This is a genomic window from Vibrio ordalii ATCC 33509, from assembly GCA_000257205.1.
Lineage (GTDB): Bacteria > Pseudomonadota > Gammaproteobacteria > Enterobacterales > Vibrionaceae > Vibrio > Vibrio ordalii.
In genome coordinates, this window is record AEZC01000100.1 from 38,867 (window position 1) to 53,922 (window position 15,056).

Genomic DNA, 15,056 nt, shown 5'->3' on the forward strand with positions numbered 1-15,056 from the left:
TGATAGAGTGCGCATTGATCAGCGTTTTTCGAAACGAATGTTATCTAAACTGAATGTCATCGCGGCCGTAGGTTCAAATACCAATAAGTTATTGATCATGGTTGGATCCGCTTGATTACCTGCAACAAAGCGGTTTGACTGAGCGAGTAAATCCGCCAGCTTAATACGCACTTCGCCCCATTCACCCATCGCTGGTAGTGTCACCGTCATGTCACTGGTCTTTGGCCAGCCACTGTCGATCTTCACCATCAACTCACTGCCCTCGGTCATCGACTCGACTTTGATATCAAAAATCAGCTCGCCACTCTCTAACCAATGGCTCACGTCGGTGGTCGGCGAGCGGAAATAGAGATTACCCGCGCCATTTTGCTTGGTGATCTTCAGCACTTGACCATGCTCGCCATCGGCCACTTCTTGGTGTGAAATAATGTCCATTGGGTCGTAACTGCCATACGCCAAGTTACTGTTGAGGCTTTCGGAGAAAATATCTAGGTTTGGCCCCTCAGCGTAGCGATCATCTTGCGCCAAAATCGCAGGGGCTTGATGCCCTTTGACCTTCACCGCTTGCTCACCAATGGTTGCACAGCCTTTGCCTTTCCAGCGATCCACCGAGCAGCGGTACACTTTGACGTAATCGACCAGCATGGTTTTCGGGAAGTCCGATTTATCAATCCCTTTTTGGTTAGCATTGGCCGACCAAGAGCCGCCCACGGCAAGGTTGAGCAGCAAATGGAAACGTTCATCAAACGGTGCTGCGCCTTTGGCGTTGACCAGAGCACCATCGACTTTGTATTGGCTGTACCACTCATCTTGCGTTTGTGTCGCGTAGTGAATGTTGTCGACGTACCAACGAATTTCCCCTTCTTCCCACTCAATCGCGTAGGTATGGAAGTCATCAGCAGGGTTGATGTTGTTCGGCAGTGACGCGCCTTGCCCACTGTAGACATTATCTGGCCATGCTTTGCCATAATGCAGGCTGCCGTAAATGCGATTTTCACCATCACCCGCTTGTGCTCCTGGCGCATCGGATTGCGCTTTCAGGTTAACCGCTTCCATGATGTCGATTTCACCAGAGGCCGCCCAAGTGCCGTATTTGCTGTCGGTCGGCAGCATCCAAATCGCTGGCCACGTTCCCTGCCCTGATGGCAGTTTGGCGCGAATTTCAAAGCGGCCATATTTGTGGTCGCGCTTATCTTTAGAGCGCAAACGTGCCGAAGTAAACGGCAACGTTTTGTTCATCCCCGGCTTACCCTCAGCATCATCCGGGCCTGTGAAACTCTCTTTGTGCGCCACAATGTGCAAGTAACCATCTTGAACAAAAGCATTGCGACTGCGCTTGGTATAACACTGCTGCTCGTTGTTACCACCGCCACAACAGTTTTGTTCAAGGCTCCAATTTCGCTTGTTGATTTCACTGCCGTCAAACTCATCGGCCCACACCAGTTGCCACTGTGCGCTCGGTGGCGTAGGTTGATCCAGTAGCATCACTGGCTTTTTGGTTTGGACAAGATCGGTTCCGGATGCGCTGTCGCCGGTTTGGCTGCAGCCCGCCAAAAGGCCAAGGGAAACGGCCAAAGCAAGCTGGTTAATTCGATTACGATTGTGTAATTTCATCGTTCCTCCATCGGCAGTAATTCATCGCCACACTGCTATCAAAATTTATTAGATTCGTAGACACCAGACTTCACTCGTTGGTCAAAGTAACCAAATAATGAAGCACTATAGAAGCTCATCATGAGATTCACGTTATAAGTCCTAGCGTTATAGATAACAAAAAGAAAGCGATTTCTTTTTTGTTTAAAAAAAGAGCGAGAAAATTGACTATAGTCCGAAGTTCTCTCTCGCTAAGCAACAGAAATAACATTGACAAACACGCAGCTCGCAATGCTCTCAGTCGATAAAACCATTCTAGAAAAAAATAAGGGAGAAAAACGTGAGCGCCACCAATAAGCAAGCGCTTTCTTTATGCATAGATCACATTATAATCGCTTCTACCACGTTTTAATTGTGATTGGATTTGACGCAGATGCGCTGAACCTTGTTCAGTTCCAAATTTTTTAATCTCGATGTCAAGAGCGCTAGGTGCTGTGAGAACACGAGGTTACACTGTCGACTTGAACTCAAAAGGCAACATAAGGGGAGTTCCATTGATCACCATTAAAGAAGTATCCGAGCTGGCGAATGTCTCTCAATCAACGGTTTCAAGAGCACTCAATAACCATCCAACGGTCAAAGAAGCCAATCGTAAGAAAGTCTTCGAAGCGATTGAAAAGCTCGGTTACAAACCGAATGCCTTTGCACAGGCGCTCGCTTCAAGCCGTTCCAACAGCATTGGCATGTTGGTCGGCTCGCTAGACGGCCCATTTTATGGCCCACTGATGCACCACGCGGAAAATACCGTAAGACAAAACAACATTCACTTGATCGTCACCAGTGGTCAGGAGTCTCACACCAAAGAGCAAGATTCGATCAACTTCCTGCGCTCAAAGCAGGTGGACGGTTTGATTGTCCATTCTGATACTCTTTCTGACGATGAACTGATTGACGTGGTTGAGCGTCAAAACGCCACGATTGTTTTGAACCGCTACATTCCTGAAATTGCCAATCACTGCATTTTTATTGATAACGAACTCGGCGGCTATTTGGCGACCAAGCACCTGCTGGAACATGGCCACAGCAAAGTGGCGTGCATTACTGGTCAGCTAAGCAAAGGTGATAGCCGCGATCGCTTACAAGGTTATCGCAATGCACTGGCTGAGTTTGGTATTGCCTACGATACCAATTTGATTGTCGAAGGGCGTTTTGACCATCAAGGCAACCACGAAGCGGCGCGCCGTCTGCTCGATCGCGATCCACAAATCACCGCCATTTTCTGCCAAAACGACAACATTGCTCTCGCAGTTTATGACGTGGCCGCAGAACGCGGATTTGCGATTGGCGACGATCTCTCTGTGGTAGGTTTTGATAACGATACCCACAGCCAGCACATTCGCCCACGTTTAACCACAGTGAACTTTCCAGTGATGGAAATGGGCTGCGAAGCGGCCAAAGGGGTATTGGCCTTGGTCAACAAGCAAAACTATCCATTAAAGCACAAGCTGACGCCAGAGCTGGTGGTGCGAGATTCGGTGAAAGCCTGCCAATAAATGACGGCGGTTCGATGAAGAAACAACGAGATCCCTATGCCTTAGCCTCTCGTTGTGAAAAGCAAAATGGCCTCATATGATGAGGCCATCGTTTTTTCAGCTTGATTGACTTAGCAATTAACCGCGATACAGCATCGACTCTGGCAAACTCACCACCACTTTTTCCACTTCACCCGTGCGAGCAAAAATCGCTTGGCTGATGCGCTCATCGAGCTCAAGTTGCTCAAACAACTGCACGCTGTCGTCACTCATCATCACTTCAATATGCCCTTTATCCTGCTCGCTGAGCTGGTAAATAAACGGCACTTGGCAGTAAGTGAAGGCTAACTGACCGGCTTCCACCACGTAGCTGCGTTTTTCACCCGAGACGCTCAAACAGCTAAAGGGGGTTGCTTGAATGAGGAACTCTTGCTTTCTCAATAGCGTTGGCTGAAGACCAATGCGCTGCACGTTAACCTCAATACCGAGCTCGGCAAAGCGGGTCAGCACTTCCTCTTTCACTTGGCCCGTCATGCCAGGCTGCTGAGCGCCAGCGTGTTTTGGCGTATGCGAGTATGGGTCGGTTGGGAACGCGCCGTAATTTTGTGGCGTTTTGTTAAAACCAATACCCTGACGAACGCGGTAGTAGTAGTGCGCCAACTGCTTAGTCTCTTCGCTGTTTGCATCTTGCTCCCAAGCGTGTTGGTAGTTCTCTTGTACCGCCAGCAGCAGCTTTGAAACCATGTGCCAGTAGATGCAGCCCAAGCCTTCGTAACCAAACATAGTGCCAGAGCGACCAGTAAAGGCGCGATGGTTGAACACTTGCTCGTAAAGCGCATCCAGCTCGTCCCACTGCTCTTTGCCAAGCTCAGGATAATCTGCTTTCACCTGTGCGACCGCCTTGCGCAGCCCATCGACATTTTCAAACGCAGCGTGGAAATGGCAATCGCCTTGGATATCACGCTGCACAATGCGCTGATCGCCCTTGGCTAGCATCTCGCTAATGACACGAGTTGCTTCAACTTGTGCAGGCGCGATGCGATTGCGCTCAACAAACGCGGGCAACTGGCGATCTGGATAGAGCATAAAGCTTTGCTGATCGTCACGGTACATTTCGCTGCTAAACAGTTTGTCTAACAACTCAACGGCTTGTTTCGGTGTCAGCACGCCCGCGCTCAATACCGCCACTTGCCCTTCCAGCATTGGGTAGAGATTTTCGATATTTAAGCTTTCACCCGAGTAAGTCAGGATGTTATAGGCATTGTACAAACCGTCTTCACGCAAGTTGTTCTCGATGCTCGAATCAAGTACCGCAAGGCTGGCTTCCAACAGTTTCTCGAGCGCGCTTTTCTCCACCTTGGTTTTGCCCGAGAAACCGTTCATGCGGTAAACGCGCTGTCTATAGTCGTCGGCCGATTTTTCTAACAGGGTCAAAATCGCTTTGCGTGTTTGACGGTTCACCGTGCCTTGGCGGATCTCTTTGGTTGCGTCTTGCAAAATACGGGTGATGGCGAGCATCCAATCAAACACTTCTTTCGACATCGAGACAGAGGACGGCAGTTCACTCATCAATCCCTGCAAGAAAGCCACATAACGGCGCATGTAGTACAAAGTCACCATCGAAAGACCATTGCCGACAATCGCGTTGTTGGCATCGTTCCATTCCGGGCGCTGAGTGTTAAGCCAAATCCCCCCATCCAGCACCAAATTACTCAGTTTCGACAGCAAAGGCACCAGCACTTTTTCGCACAAGTTCACCATGTAAACGCGGTCTTCGCCTTCGAGGATCAAACGGCCATCACTGACCAGCTTCGCCACTTTTTCTTCGATACGCTTTTGCAGATCATGATTAAATGCCACCGTGTCTTTTGGATTGGCGAACAACTTATCCACGCCACACAACTCGTACGGCACATTGGCGTAGCTAAACAGATCGCTGGTGAGCAGTTCGCTGAGCTCTTCACGTTGATATTTCTTCGCCAACTCGAGGAATTTCAGCAAATAGATGATCTGGTGATCGCCCCAGTAACCGATATTGCTCCACGGGTCATCCGCTTCCAACAATTCCCACTCGATGCCCTCTTTGGTGATGCGATAGGGGTTGTAGCCATCCATGGTCGAGGCGTTAACAAACTTCGCCATGAATGAAGAGATGAAACCCGGATAGCTCAGCGCCAGCGCTTCCCAGTTTTGGAAAATATCGCGCCAGTTGCCTTGGTAAGAGAGTAAACGCTCACCTTTGTCATCTTTGAGTTTGATTTCGTAGTGGTTCCAAGGGCGGCTTGGGTCACCATGGCGACGGCCAAAGGTTAATGGCAAGTATTCGTAGCTCAAACGCAGCAGCTGTGCATCGCCAGTGAGCTTTGCCAGACGAACTAATTCTGCATGAGTGAAGCTCTCAGGCAGGTCGGCAAAGAAGGTTTGCTGGCGTGCCACCACCTGTTGGTTGGTTTTGCGCATGGTTTTCAGCACATCTTGCTTGTCGAGCTGGTAATTGTTTTCAATCACGCCGCCGCGCATGCTATTGAACAGCACGTTGGCGTAGTGGTGTACAAACGTGGTTTCCTCTGCGGTCACTTGCCAAGCATCCCCGCCCGACATCAGGGCAATCAGCTCTTGCTGATTTTGTGCGATGCTCGCCTCGATCTGCTGTTCCACATTGGCTGGCGTCGCAAGCTGCTGCTCTAAAGCGCGCACATCACAATGATTTTTGTCGATATCGGCGACAATCAGCCAGTGCTTGCTCTGCCCTGCTGGCAGCTTGATGGTTTTGTTGATCAAGTAGCTGCCGCGCACGCCACGCGTCAATGGCTCATTGGCAATCGGTTCACCACAACGGAAAGCACCTAACTGTTCGCTGCTGAGCAAAATCTGCCCGTAGTCGTTATCGATGCTAAACACCGTGGTCGCTAACAGTGATTCGGCAGGCTCTGCGCGGTCACTTAACTTGGCATACATGGTGTAGAGCGCCAGTGAAGTGCCTGCAACTTGCTCATTCCACTTGTAGGCATCCACCAAGGCACTGCGTGTTTGCAACGCTGCCAATGGCGCGCCAGATGGCAATAGGTTTTGTAAACCGTCGAGAATATCGAGTTCACGCTCTTGGCCAGCGAGATCGCTAATTTGCGCGCGGCGCACAAAGCCAAATTCTTCGCTGCTGGCCCAAGTGTATTGGAATTTCAACTTTAACGTGTGGTTAAGCTCTTCAAAAACGATTTTGTCACCAATGCTGTTTTTGTAGAGATTGCGCTCGACTTGGTACAAGCCATCGTGGAAACGGTTGAACGGTTCCCACAGTACCCAACGGCCATCTTGCTGCACACGGACAATAGTTTTTGAGCCAGTGTTTTCCGCACTTTCATGGATATGATCCACCGACTTGTAGGGAAAAAGGGCATTTTCAGGACGAATGCGCCCCGCCGACAAACTGCCTGTTGAGGAGATAAACAGCCAATGATCGCTGGACGAAACCACACTAATGAAAAATGGGGCCATTTTATCTAGGTTGGCGATTTTGTAGTAACGCTCGCCAAGTAAATCAACAAAAGAACCTGTGACCGTTTGATTTTTAACCTGTGTAAGATTCATAATTTCATTCCGACTAAAAGAAAGCGCTTTCTCTTTGCGCTTTTTTAAATAGAGAAGCTAACCATCACCCAGCTAGGTGATGGCAACGAGCAAAGTGGTTTTCTGCAATTTGGGTGGCTTCTGGCAGCGAACGCGTACACAATTCGGTGGCTTTCAAGCAACGAGCCACAAATGGGCAGCCAACACTGCTGGGTTTCCACAGTGGAATCTCGCCTTTTTTCGCTTGCAGTTCCCGTCGCCCCGCTCTGCCGACTTCCGGCACTGCCGAAAGCAGCAACTGCGAATACGGATGCTGCGGGTTTTGCGTCACACTATCACTGTCACCCCACGCCACCATATGGCCGACGTACATCACCGCGGTTTTTTCTGCAAAGTAACGCGCGGTTGCGATGTCGTGGGTAATGTACATAAATGAGATGCCGTGTTTGTCTTTCAGATCCGCCATCAAGTTCAAAATGCCTAAACGGACCGACACATCCAGCATCGAGATCGGCTCATCGGCCAAAATCACTTCCGGGTCAACAGCGATGGCACGCGCAATCGCGACGCGCTGACGCTGACCGCCGCTGAGCTCGTGCGGGTATTTTTCCGCCGTCTCTTTGGCTGGCGACAGACCCACCAGCTCAAGCAGTTCAAACACCAGTTTGGGAATAGCGGCGTTATCGGCTCGTTTGTGGATCTGCAACGGACGCGCAATGTGGTGATAGATGGTGTGCACCGGATTGAGTGAGCCAAAGGGGTCTTGGAAAATCATCTGCACTTGGCGTGCGTATTCCAACTCACCATTTTCTTTGATGTAATCAGCCAGCGGTTGGCCTTTGAAGCTGACTTCCCCTACGGTTTTATCGTAGATGCGGGTTAAAATACGTGCTCCGGTACTTTTACCCGAGCCCGACTCACCAACAATCGCCAACGCTTCGCCTTTGCGCAGTTCAAACGACACGTCGTTCACCGCGCGCATCAGATTACTTTTCACCGATTGACCCAGAGGAAAATCTTTCACCAGATTCTTAACCGAAAGAATCACCTCAGGTGTGTTTACTTGTTGCATATTTCCCCCAACTACGCTGAATGACAAGAGACTAAGCTGCCGTTGCCGACACGTTTGAGATGTGGATCTTGCTGCTTACATACAGATGCACACACTCCGCAACGCTCTTGGAAATTACATCCTGTTGGGATGTTGAGCAGATTGACCGGGTTACCCGGAATACCGTAAAGACGCTCTTTTGGCCCGTGAATGGTCGGGAATGACGAGATCAATCCTTTGGTATAAGGGTGCTGCGGATTGCCAAACACTTGCTGCGCTTCACCCAGCTCAATCAGGTTGCCGGTGTACATCACGCCAATGCGGTCAGCGATTTCACCCATCAGACTCAAATCGTGACTGATGAACAGAATCGAGAAGCCAAACTTGCTCTTGAGTTCGTACAGCTCGTTGAGGATTTCACGCTCAACCACCACATCCAGCGCCGTGGTTGGCTCATCCATGATGATCAGTTTGGGCTCAAGGGCGAGTGCCACCGCAATCACCACACGCTGTCTCATCCCGCCGCTCAACTGATGCGGAAAGCTGCTCATACGATCGCCATGAATACCAACGATTTTCAGCAATTCTACCGCTCGCTCATGGGCTTGTGTGTAAGGCACTTTACGGTGCGCCAAAATCACATCCGTCAGTTGCTCGCCAATGGTGATCACCGGGTTGAGCGAGTTCATCGCGCTTTGGAACACCACCGAAACATCGTTCCAACGGAAATCGCGCAGTTGGCGATCGTTCATCTTCAGCACATCTTGTCCTTTGTAGAGGATTTCCCCCTCCGAGATCAGCGCTGGTGCTTTATGCAGACGCGAGATGGCAAACGCTAAGGTGCTTTTACCACAGCCCGATTCGCCAGCCAGTCCGAGCGTTTCACCAGGTGCGATGGAAAGACTAACGTTATTCACTGCGCGCGCCACGCCATTGGGTGAGATGTAATCTACGCACAAGTTATTGATTTCAAGTAACTGACTCATAGTAGGCCTCGACGTTTATCGGCTTGCTTTTTCAATTGATGCCACAGTTTGATGTGTGGGCCAGTGCGCAGTTTCGGATTACTCACTTGGTCGATCGACATGTTGATCAGCGCCAATGCGCCGCCGGTAATAGCCAGTGCCGACGCTGGTACCAGCATCTCCCACCATGCGCCAGTGTAGAGAGACGAGGAGGTTTGCGCCCAGTAAAGCATTGAGCCCCAGCTCACCTCGGTTGCGTCACCTAAGCCAAGAATACCTAGGCCCGCTTCCGCGCCCATGGCGTAAATCACGGTGCCCAAGAAGCCACCGAATACGATGGAAACAAGGTTTGGCAGGATCTCCACTAAGAGGATGCGAATTTTTGACTCGCCCATTACTTCTGCCGAAATGATGAACTCTTTATTGCGAATCGCCATGGTTTGCGAGCGGATGACCCGAGCGCCCCAAGGCCACGACGTTATTCCGAGCAAAACGGTGATCACCAAGGATCCCACCTGACCAAGAAAGGCGGCGAGCACAATCAGCAAGGGCAGTTGTGGGAACACCAGAAAGACGTTGGTCAGAAAGTTAAGGCGCTCATCAATTTTGCCGCCAAAGTAGCCGGATGAAACACCAATGATCACCGCTAGGCTCATGGCAATGACACCCGCAGCGATGGCTACGGTGAGTGATTTGCGCGCGCCATGCAGCACTTGGCTGTAAACATCGCGGCCACTGCGCGTGGTACCAAGCACGTATTCTGCATTTGGTGCCACATGTGGGCGAGCCACGCGCTTTTCTGGGTTGTGCGTCGCCAATACTGGCGCAAACAGCGCACCGCAGAGGATGATAGTCAGTAACAAACCACCAATAATCCCTGGCGGGTTGCCATAGAAAAATGCGTAAATTTTACCTAGTGTTTTTTTGGTCTTTTTCCACGAGAAACGAGGCTCACGAGCGATCATTTCAACGGGTTCGGACGCTTTATTAGTATTGATTGTCTTGTCCATGGTACACCTTAGTTTGAAATGCGGGGGTCAAGCCAGACGTAGAGCAGATCGGCAATAAAGTTCGCCGTTAAAACTGCCGTCACGAGAATCAACAAGATGGCTTGGATCAGCGGGTAGTCACGCGCAACAATCCCTTTCAGCAGAATGTTGCCCAGCCCTTGGTAGTTGAATACTACTTCAGTCATGATAGAACCAGCGAAGGAGAAACCGATCGCCATGGCAATTGCGGTCGCCACTGGCAAAATCGCGTTGCGGCCAGCATAGCGATACATCACGCGGAAACTGCTCAATCCTTTCGCTTCGGCCATGGTGACGTAATCTTCACCGAGCACGTTGATCATCGCGTTGCGCATGTTAAACACCCACGTCGCGATGCCGACCACCACCATCGAACCCACTGGAAGCACCGCGTGTTTCGCTACGCTGCCAATAAATTCCAGGTTAAAGCCCGGTTCTAACGCTGGGTCGTAGGTGTACGCCAGCGGCAGCAATTCCAACTTCAACCCAAAGAAGTAGAACAGCAGCAGCGCGGTGACGACATAAGGGAAGTTACTAATGAAGGCCAACACCGGTGGCACCACTTGGCCAAACAGTCCTTCACGACGATAAGACGCATAGGTACCAATGCTGACACCGATGATCAATGCGACAATCAAAGAGCCCAGCGCAAGAAACATGGTCCATGGCAGCGCCATGGCAATCACATCCGATACGCTTACAGGGAACATCAGTACCGAAGGGCCAAGCTCAAGCGTAAACACGCTTTTCATGTAAGCCAGATACTGCTCGAACAGGTTGCCATCGACAAAACCATACATCTCACGAACTGCGTCCATCTGAGCCGGATCCATTCGACCTTGGGCTGCCGCAAACAGAGCATCCACCGGATCTCCAGGCATCAAGCGCGGCAACATAAAGTTGAATGAAATCGCAATCAGGAAGGCAGTAAAATAAAAGCCAAAACGGCGAAGTAAAAACGACATAACACACCTTTTAACCTAGGAGCCACCACCGTGGCGGTGACTCCTAACAATTGAAAACACAAACCACTTATTTCAGGTGTAAGTTGTTGAGGATGATCACTCGCTTACCGCCGTCATACCACACTGGCTGTACATATGGGTTTTCTGCATTTGGCCAACCAACAATCTTCTTGGTGCTGTATTGGAACCAAGTTGGGTTAGAGAACAGAGGAATAAATGGTAGGTTTTCTGCGGTGTATTTCTGCAATTGAGAAAGGATTGCTTCTTGCTTTTTCGCATCGCCGATTTTGCCGAAGCTTTCAATCAACTTGTCGATCTCTGGCGAGTTCACACCGTGGCCCGCGTGCCATGTTTTGCCGATACGCGATGTCGAGAAATACTCTTGGTAGGCCAAAATTGGGTTGGTGGCGACCATCGACCAGTTGATCGACATGGTGTACTTGCTCTCTTTCAAGTTAGCGTCATACACCGCCCAGTCCACGGTTTTCACGTTGGCTTTGATGCCGATTTCGTCAAAGTATTCCGTGACCATCTGCACCACTTGGATCCAGTCGGTCCAGCCATTCACCACTTCGATATCAAACTGAACCGTTGAGCCATCTTTGTTGTCACGTAAACCATCACCATTGCGATCCACAATGCCCGCTTCTTCTAGCAACTGTTTCGCTTTCTCTGGGTTATATTGGGTCAAATAACCATATTTTTGCGCAATCTTAGGGTCGATATGCGTTTTGTACAGCTCACCAATGCCGCCAACGTTGTAGTTTGGCGTTGGGTAGCCATAAGCAGCGATATCGACAATCTCTTGGCGATCCAAAGCCATTGACAATGCCTGACGCACACGCAAGTCATCAAAAGGCGCTTTCTTGGTGTTGACGTATAGGTGAATCGCATCGTTGGCTGGGTACCAGAAGTGGTTGTTGGCTTTATCTTGCGCGACAAACGTCGATTCCACATCCGCAATGAAGTTTGATCCCCAGTCGATTTCTCCTTTGATCAACGCTGGTTGAATTTGCGAGTTGTCGTTGTAAGAGCGGAAGTTGACGCAATCAAGATATGGACGACCTTCAAGGTAGTAGTTCGGGTTTCGGCACAATTCCATTTGTTGCGGTTTAACGTATTTCACCACCGTCATCGGGCCGCTACCCACTGGATTTGGGTTGGTAAAGGTGGTTAAGTCTGCCACTTTTGACCAGATGTGCTTAGGAACAATGTGGTAACGCTCTAGGTTCCAAACGAAGGTAGAGTCCGCTTCATTCAGGTTAAATACCACCGTTGTGGCGTCTTTGGCAGTGATGGTTTGCAGGTTCTTAGCAGACCAAATCCCTTTTTGGTCAAACGCTGGCGCGTCTTTGGTGAGCATAAAGCTATAGACCACGTCGTCTGCCGTGAGCGGTGAGCCATCAGACCATTTCAAGCCGTCACGCAGTGTCAGAGTGAGGGTTTTCAAGTCGTCCGAGTAAGCGACCGATTTTGCCAAACGGAAATCCGTTTTCCCCGTCATGTTATTGAATACCAACAGAGGTTCGAACATCACTCCGTGCAACAGATCTTTGGTGGTATATGGGTTGAAGTTATCAACAAACCCCGTGTTGATGATTGGCACTGTCAACGTACCGCCTTGTTTAACCTCAGCCGCAGTGGTCGCGGTTGCAGTTAACATAAGGCCGGCAGCGAGAGTAGCGAGCAGAGTTTTCTTTTGCATCACATTATCCTTGTTTTAGTTACACCCCATGAAAGCGATTTCTTATTATTTTTCGATGCACTTCCCATTGTGCGTACAATAACGGTTTTATTGATGGCAAAACGAGAAAGAAAGCGCTTTCTTTTTATGGATTCTTCCCCTTTGCAGGCAACTATTCAAATGGAGATGGATAAAACCGACCAGAGATCACAGATTCAGTTAACTCATACTTATCAATAAGTTAACATCACCCCCCGTTAAGTTAAAATAATAGAAGTCATTAAAATCAATTGGTTACAACATAAAAACAGTCATGAATTTTGTGACATAACAAACGTTTATTCTCCGATAAGAGTGTGAATCATCATGGCTGTCCATTTTTTGAACAATTCTCCATACAATTTAAGAAAGCGCTTTCTTGGTTAAATATTCTGTGAAATGATAAGGTTAGATTACAAGTTGGAGTTACTTACTATGCTCAATTTCTGGAATGGTAACAAATCATGGATACGACAAGAGCACGAACTCGATGTGCTGCGTGCGGTCCTGCAAGCACAGCAACTGCCTTGTGACATCGTCCATGATGCCACGGACTATCCTCTCGCCTCCGATGAAGCCAGCATTTTTACATTCGGTACCGATCTCACTACCACGGTCGCCGGCAACCGTAAATTTGCCAAAGGAACATACCTGATGGTGCCTCACGCCATTTGCGGCGGCATCTTGGGTTGCCGTGTCTTGATTGTACGCCGTAGTGAACAAGATCAGTTTACTCACTTATCGCTCTCTGAGTTGCAACAGCGAATCGCTGGCATTCCCGGCACTTGGGCAGACGCCGAACTCTTGCGGCAAAATGGTTTTCAGGTCTTGGAACGTGGCACACTGGCACAACAGTTTTTACTGCTACAAGAAGGGTTGTGTGATTTTATCCCGCTCGGTATCAACGAAGCACAGAGCCTGCTAGATGAGTATCCACATCAGACGGCTAGGCTCGCCATAGAGCCGAGCCTGATGCTTTTCTACCCTTTGCCTATCGTCTTTTATGTGAATCCGAGCCAAGCCAAACTGCAAAAATACCTTGAGCAAGGGTTACAAAAACTCGAACAACATGGAGTGTTAGAGCACATCTACCGCAAACATTACGGCTCTGCGGTTCACCATATTTCTCCAAAAACACGAAAAGTATTTCGCTTAGTTAACTCTCAGTTACCTGAAGAGTGGCATGATTTCGCACCCGTGTATCTTTTAAATTAGCTCACCGACTCTTCGAAGGCCACAAAAACGCACTTAGTCTCCGATGCGGCTTTGGGACCAGTAACAGAAAGTGAAATTTCTTATGCACAACAACTTCTCGGCTCTGCGCCAGATACCAAACTCGTTGGTCATTAGCTCGATTGTCAGTAGTTAATGTCCGTTGCTAGCGTCATGTTTTACATAAATTGATTAAGGCTAAAAACAAACACTTCTTAATCCCGTTTTTCGACAGGACGAAGAGCTGCAATCGCAATCGGTGCGGAAATCTTAGTGACTGGAATCGACCCCAGTTTTGGAAATGCGTAAAGTTCAAGCTTGCGCCAATTACCCAGAAGTGTCTTTTCTTTGATTCTCCCCTCTTTCGTCGCTTTCCATTGTTCAGCAACAAACTGGAAAATCGCATTTTTCTCGAGAATCGCTTGGGATTTTTGTTCTTCTCTCGTTAACTGAGGATCGATGCCTTCTGCACGCATCTTTCTTGACTCTAAGGCTTTATCTCGCGCTTCCGCCAAACTCATATCTGGGTAAGTGCCGACAGACAGGTAAGTCACTTTATCTTGTCCTGGCCTTGTATAGCGAAACTGCCAAGATCTCGAATTATTGAGCCGTAGACAAAAGTACAAATTACCTCCATCCGATAATCGATAAACCTTGTCCTTAGGTTTTGCGCTTTGTACCTGTCTTACCGTCAATTTATAGGCCATCATCTATCCCTCAAGTAAGACCTGAACAACGCCGAAGAACCTCAAAATCATGGTATTACTTACACCCAACATTGTTAAATAAAAACAGAGACATCATGATTTAATATCAGCATAAGAAAGGGCAAAAAGTAATACTCACATCAGAAAAACGCCTTTGTATTGCTTTGGGTATTACTTGAAACAATGGATTTGGCTAGACGAATACGGAAGAATACGGGCTATAATTTATTGATTTTAAGAAGTTTTAAATAAGAAAAAAGACGCCCTAAGACGTCTTTTTTCAATAAGATGGCGGTGAGCAAGAGATTCGAACTCTCGATACGTTGCCGTATACACACTTTCCAGGCGTGCTCCTTAAGCCACTCGGACAACTCACCAAATTATATTGTGGTTAGCGCATTTGGCTAACGAGGCGTTAATTTAATGATTCTATAGGATTAGGTCAAGCCAAAATAATAAAAAAGCCCACCACTTTGGTTCGTTTGACTACTTATTGACTTATTTGATGAAATTCAATACAAGCCTTTCTTCAGTGAGTGTCACGATTAGGCGCTACGATGATAGCCAGGGACACGGAACCAACGGCGGCACATATCTAAAAAATAGCCATAGAGAACACCCATTCCACACGACACAATGGCATTGCTTGATACTGCAGTTATGATCTGCTCTGTCGATGCGCCTACAGCCCATAGAATGGCGGCATAGACAGG

General features: G+C 48.8%; 10 protein-coding genes, 1 tRNA gene and 1 pseudogene. 2 read left to right on the forward strand and 10 right to left on the reverse strand.

Going from position 1 to position 15,056, the window contains the following annotated elements:
- Positions 1–18: 18 nt before the first annotated feature.
- The gene (locus VOR_RS0107280) at positions 19–1,614 is read right to left on the reverse strand and encodes a glycoside hydrolase family 16 protein (RefSeq protein WP_010319048.1); all 1,596 of its coding nucleotides are present in this window, start codon (positions 1,612–1,614) and stop codon (positions 19–21) included.
- A gap of 533 nt (positions 1,615–2,147) precedes the next feature.
- Between VOR_RS0107280 and VOR_RS0107285 the strand changes: the two genes are divergently transcribed.
- A complete protein-coding gene (locus VOR_RS0107285) occupies positions 2,148–3,146 on the forward strand; it encodes a LacI family DNA-binding transcriptional regulator (RefSeq protein ID WP_010319049.1) in 999 nt (332 codons plus the stop codon).
- A gap of 117 nt (positions 3,147–3,263) precedes the next feature.
- Here the strand turns inward: VOR_RS0107285 and VOR_RS0107290 are convergent, their stop codons facing one another.
- From VOR_RS0107290 to VOR_RS0107315, 6 genes are all read right to left on the reverse strand, one after another.
- The gene (locus VOR_RS0107290; protein WP_010319050.1) at positions 3,264–6,713 is read right to left on the reverse strand and encodes a 1,3-beta-D-glucan phosphorylase, GH149 family; all 3,450 of its coding nucleotides are present in this window, start codon (positions 6,711–6,713) and stop codon (positions 3,264–3,266) included.
- A gap of 64 nt (positions 6,714–6,777) precedes the next feature.
- Positions 6,778–7,764 carry an ABC transporter ATP-binding protein gene (locus tag VOR_RS0107295; protein ID WP_010319051.1) on the reverse strand — a complete coding sequence of 329 codons (987 nt, stop codon included), beginning with the start codon at positions 7,762–7,764 and terminating at the stop codon, positions 6,778–6,780.
- An 11-nt stretch (positions 7,765–7,775) separates the two neighbouring features.
- On the reverse strand, positions 7,776–8,729 hold the full coding sequence (locus tag VOR_RS0107300) for an ABC transporter ATP-binding protein (RefSeq protein ID WP_010319052.1): 954 nt from the start codon (positions 8,727–8,729) through the stop codon (positions 7,776–7,778).
- The gene (locus VOR_RS0107305) at positions 8,726–9,718 is read right to left on the reverse strand and encodes an ABC transporter permease (RefSeq protein WP_010319053.1); all 993 of its coding nucleotides are present in this window, start codon (positions 9,716–9,718) and stop codon (positions 8,726–8,728) included. The genes VOR_RS0107300 and VOR_RS0107305 overlap by 4 nt, the downstream gene beginning before the upstream one ends.
- A gap of 8 nt (positions 9,719–9,726) precedes the next feature.
- Positions 9,727–10,701, reverse strand: a complete 975-nt coding sequence (locus VOR_RS0107310) for an ABC transporter permease (protein WP_010319054.1) — start codon at positions 10,699–10,701, stop codon at positions 9,727–9,729.
- Positions 10,702–10,768: 67 nt separating this feature from the next.
- Complete coding sequence (locus VOR_RS0107315) at positions 10,769–12,406, reverse strand: ABC transporter substrate-binding protein (RefSeq protein ID WP_010319055.1); 1,638 nt, start codon at positions 12,404–12,406, stop codon at positions 10,769–10,771.
- A 453-nt stretch (positions 12,407–12,859) separates the two neighbouring features.
- Here VOR_RS0107315 and VOR_RS0107320 point away from each other — a divergent pair, with 453 nt between their 5' ends.
- Positions 12,860–13,639, forward strand: a complete 780-nt coding sequence (locus tag VOR_RS0107320) for a type 2 periplasmic-binding domain-containing protein (protein WP_010319056.1) — start codon at positions 12,860–12,862, stop codon at positions 13,637–13,639.
- A 218-nt stretch (positions 13,640–13,857) separates the two neighbouring features.
- Here VOR_RS0107320 and VOR_RS16870 read toward each other — a convergent pair.
- From VOR_RS16870 to alaE, 3 genes and pseudogenes are all read right to left on the reverse strand, one after another.
- Positions 13,858–14,343, reverse strand: a pseudogene (locus VOR_RS16870) (integrase arm-type DNA-binding domain-containing protein); the annotation flags it as partial.
- Positions 14,344–14,632: 289 nt separating this feature from the next.
- A tRNA-Ser gene (locus tag VOR_RS0107330) sits at positions 14,633–14,720 on the reverse strand.
- A gap of 168 nt (positions 14,721–14,888) precedes the next feature.
- Positions 14,889–15,056 (reverse strand): L-alanine exporter AlaE (alaE, locus tag VOR_RS18335; RefSeq protein ID WP_155815349.1); only part of this gene is annotated, 168 nt, incomplete at its 5' end.

Bases quoted from the DNA above. Each gene is read 5' to 3' on its own strand.
- VOR_RS0107280 (WP_010319048.1), bottom strand. From the start codon at position 1,614: ATGAAATTACACAATCGTAATCGAATTAACCAGCTTGCTTTGGCCGTT.
- VOR_RS0107290 (WP_010319050.1), bottom strand. From the start codon at position 6,713: ATGAATCTTACACAGGTTAAAAATCAAACGGTCACAGGTTCTTTTGTT.
- VOR_RS0107295 (WP_010319051.1), bottom strand. From the start codon at position 7,764: ATGCAACAAGTAAACACACCTGAGGTGATTCTTTCGGTTAAGAATCTG.
- VOR_RS0107300 (WP_010319052.1), bottom strand. From the start codon at position 8,729: ATGAGTCAGTTACTTGAAATCAATAACTTGTGCGTAGATTACATCTCA.
- VOR_RS0107305 (WP_010319053.1), bottom strand. From the start codon at position 9,718: ATGGACAAGACAATCAATACTAATAAAGCGTCCGAACCCGTTGAAATG.
- VOR_RS0107310 (WP_010319054.1), bottom strand. From the start codon at position 10,701: ATGTCGTTTTTACTTCGCCGTTTTGGCTTTTATTTTACTGCCTTCCTG.
- VOR_RS0107315 (WP_010319055.1), bottom strand. From the start codon at position 12,406: ATGCAAAAGAAAACTCTGCTCGCTACTCTCGCTGCCGGCCTTATGTTA.
- VOR_RS0107320 (WP_010319056.1), top strand. From the start codon at position 12,860: ATGCTCAATTTCTGGAATGGTAACAAATCATGGATACGACAAGAGCAC.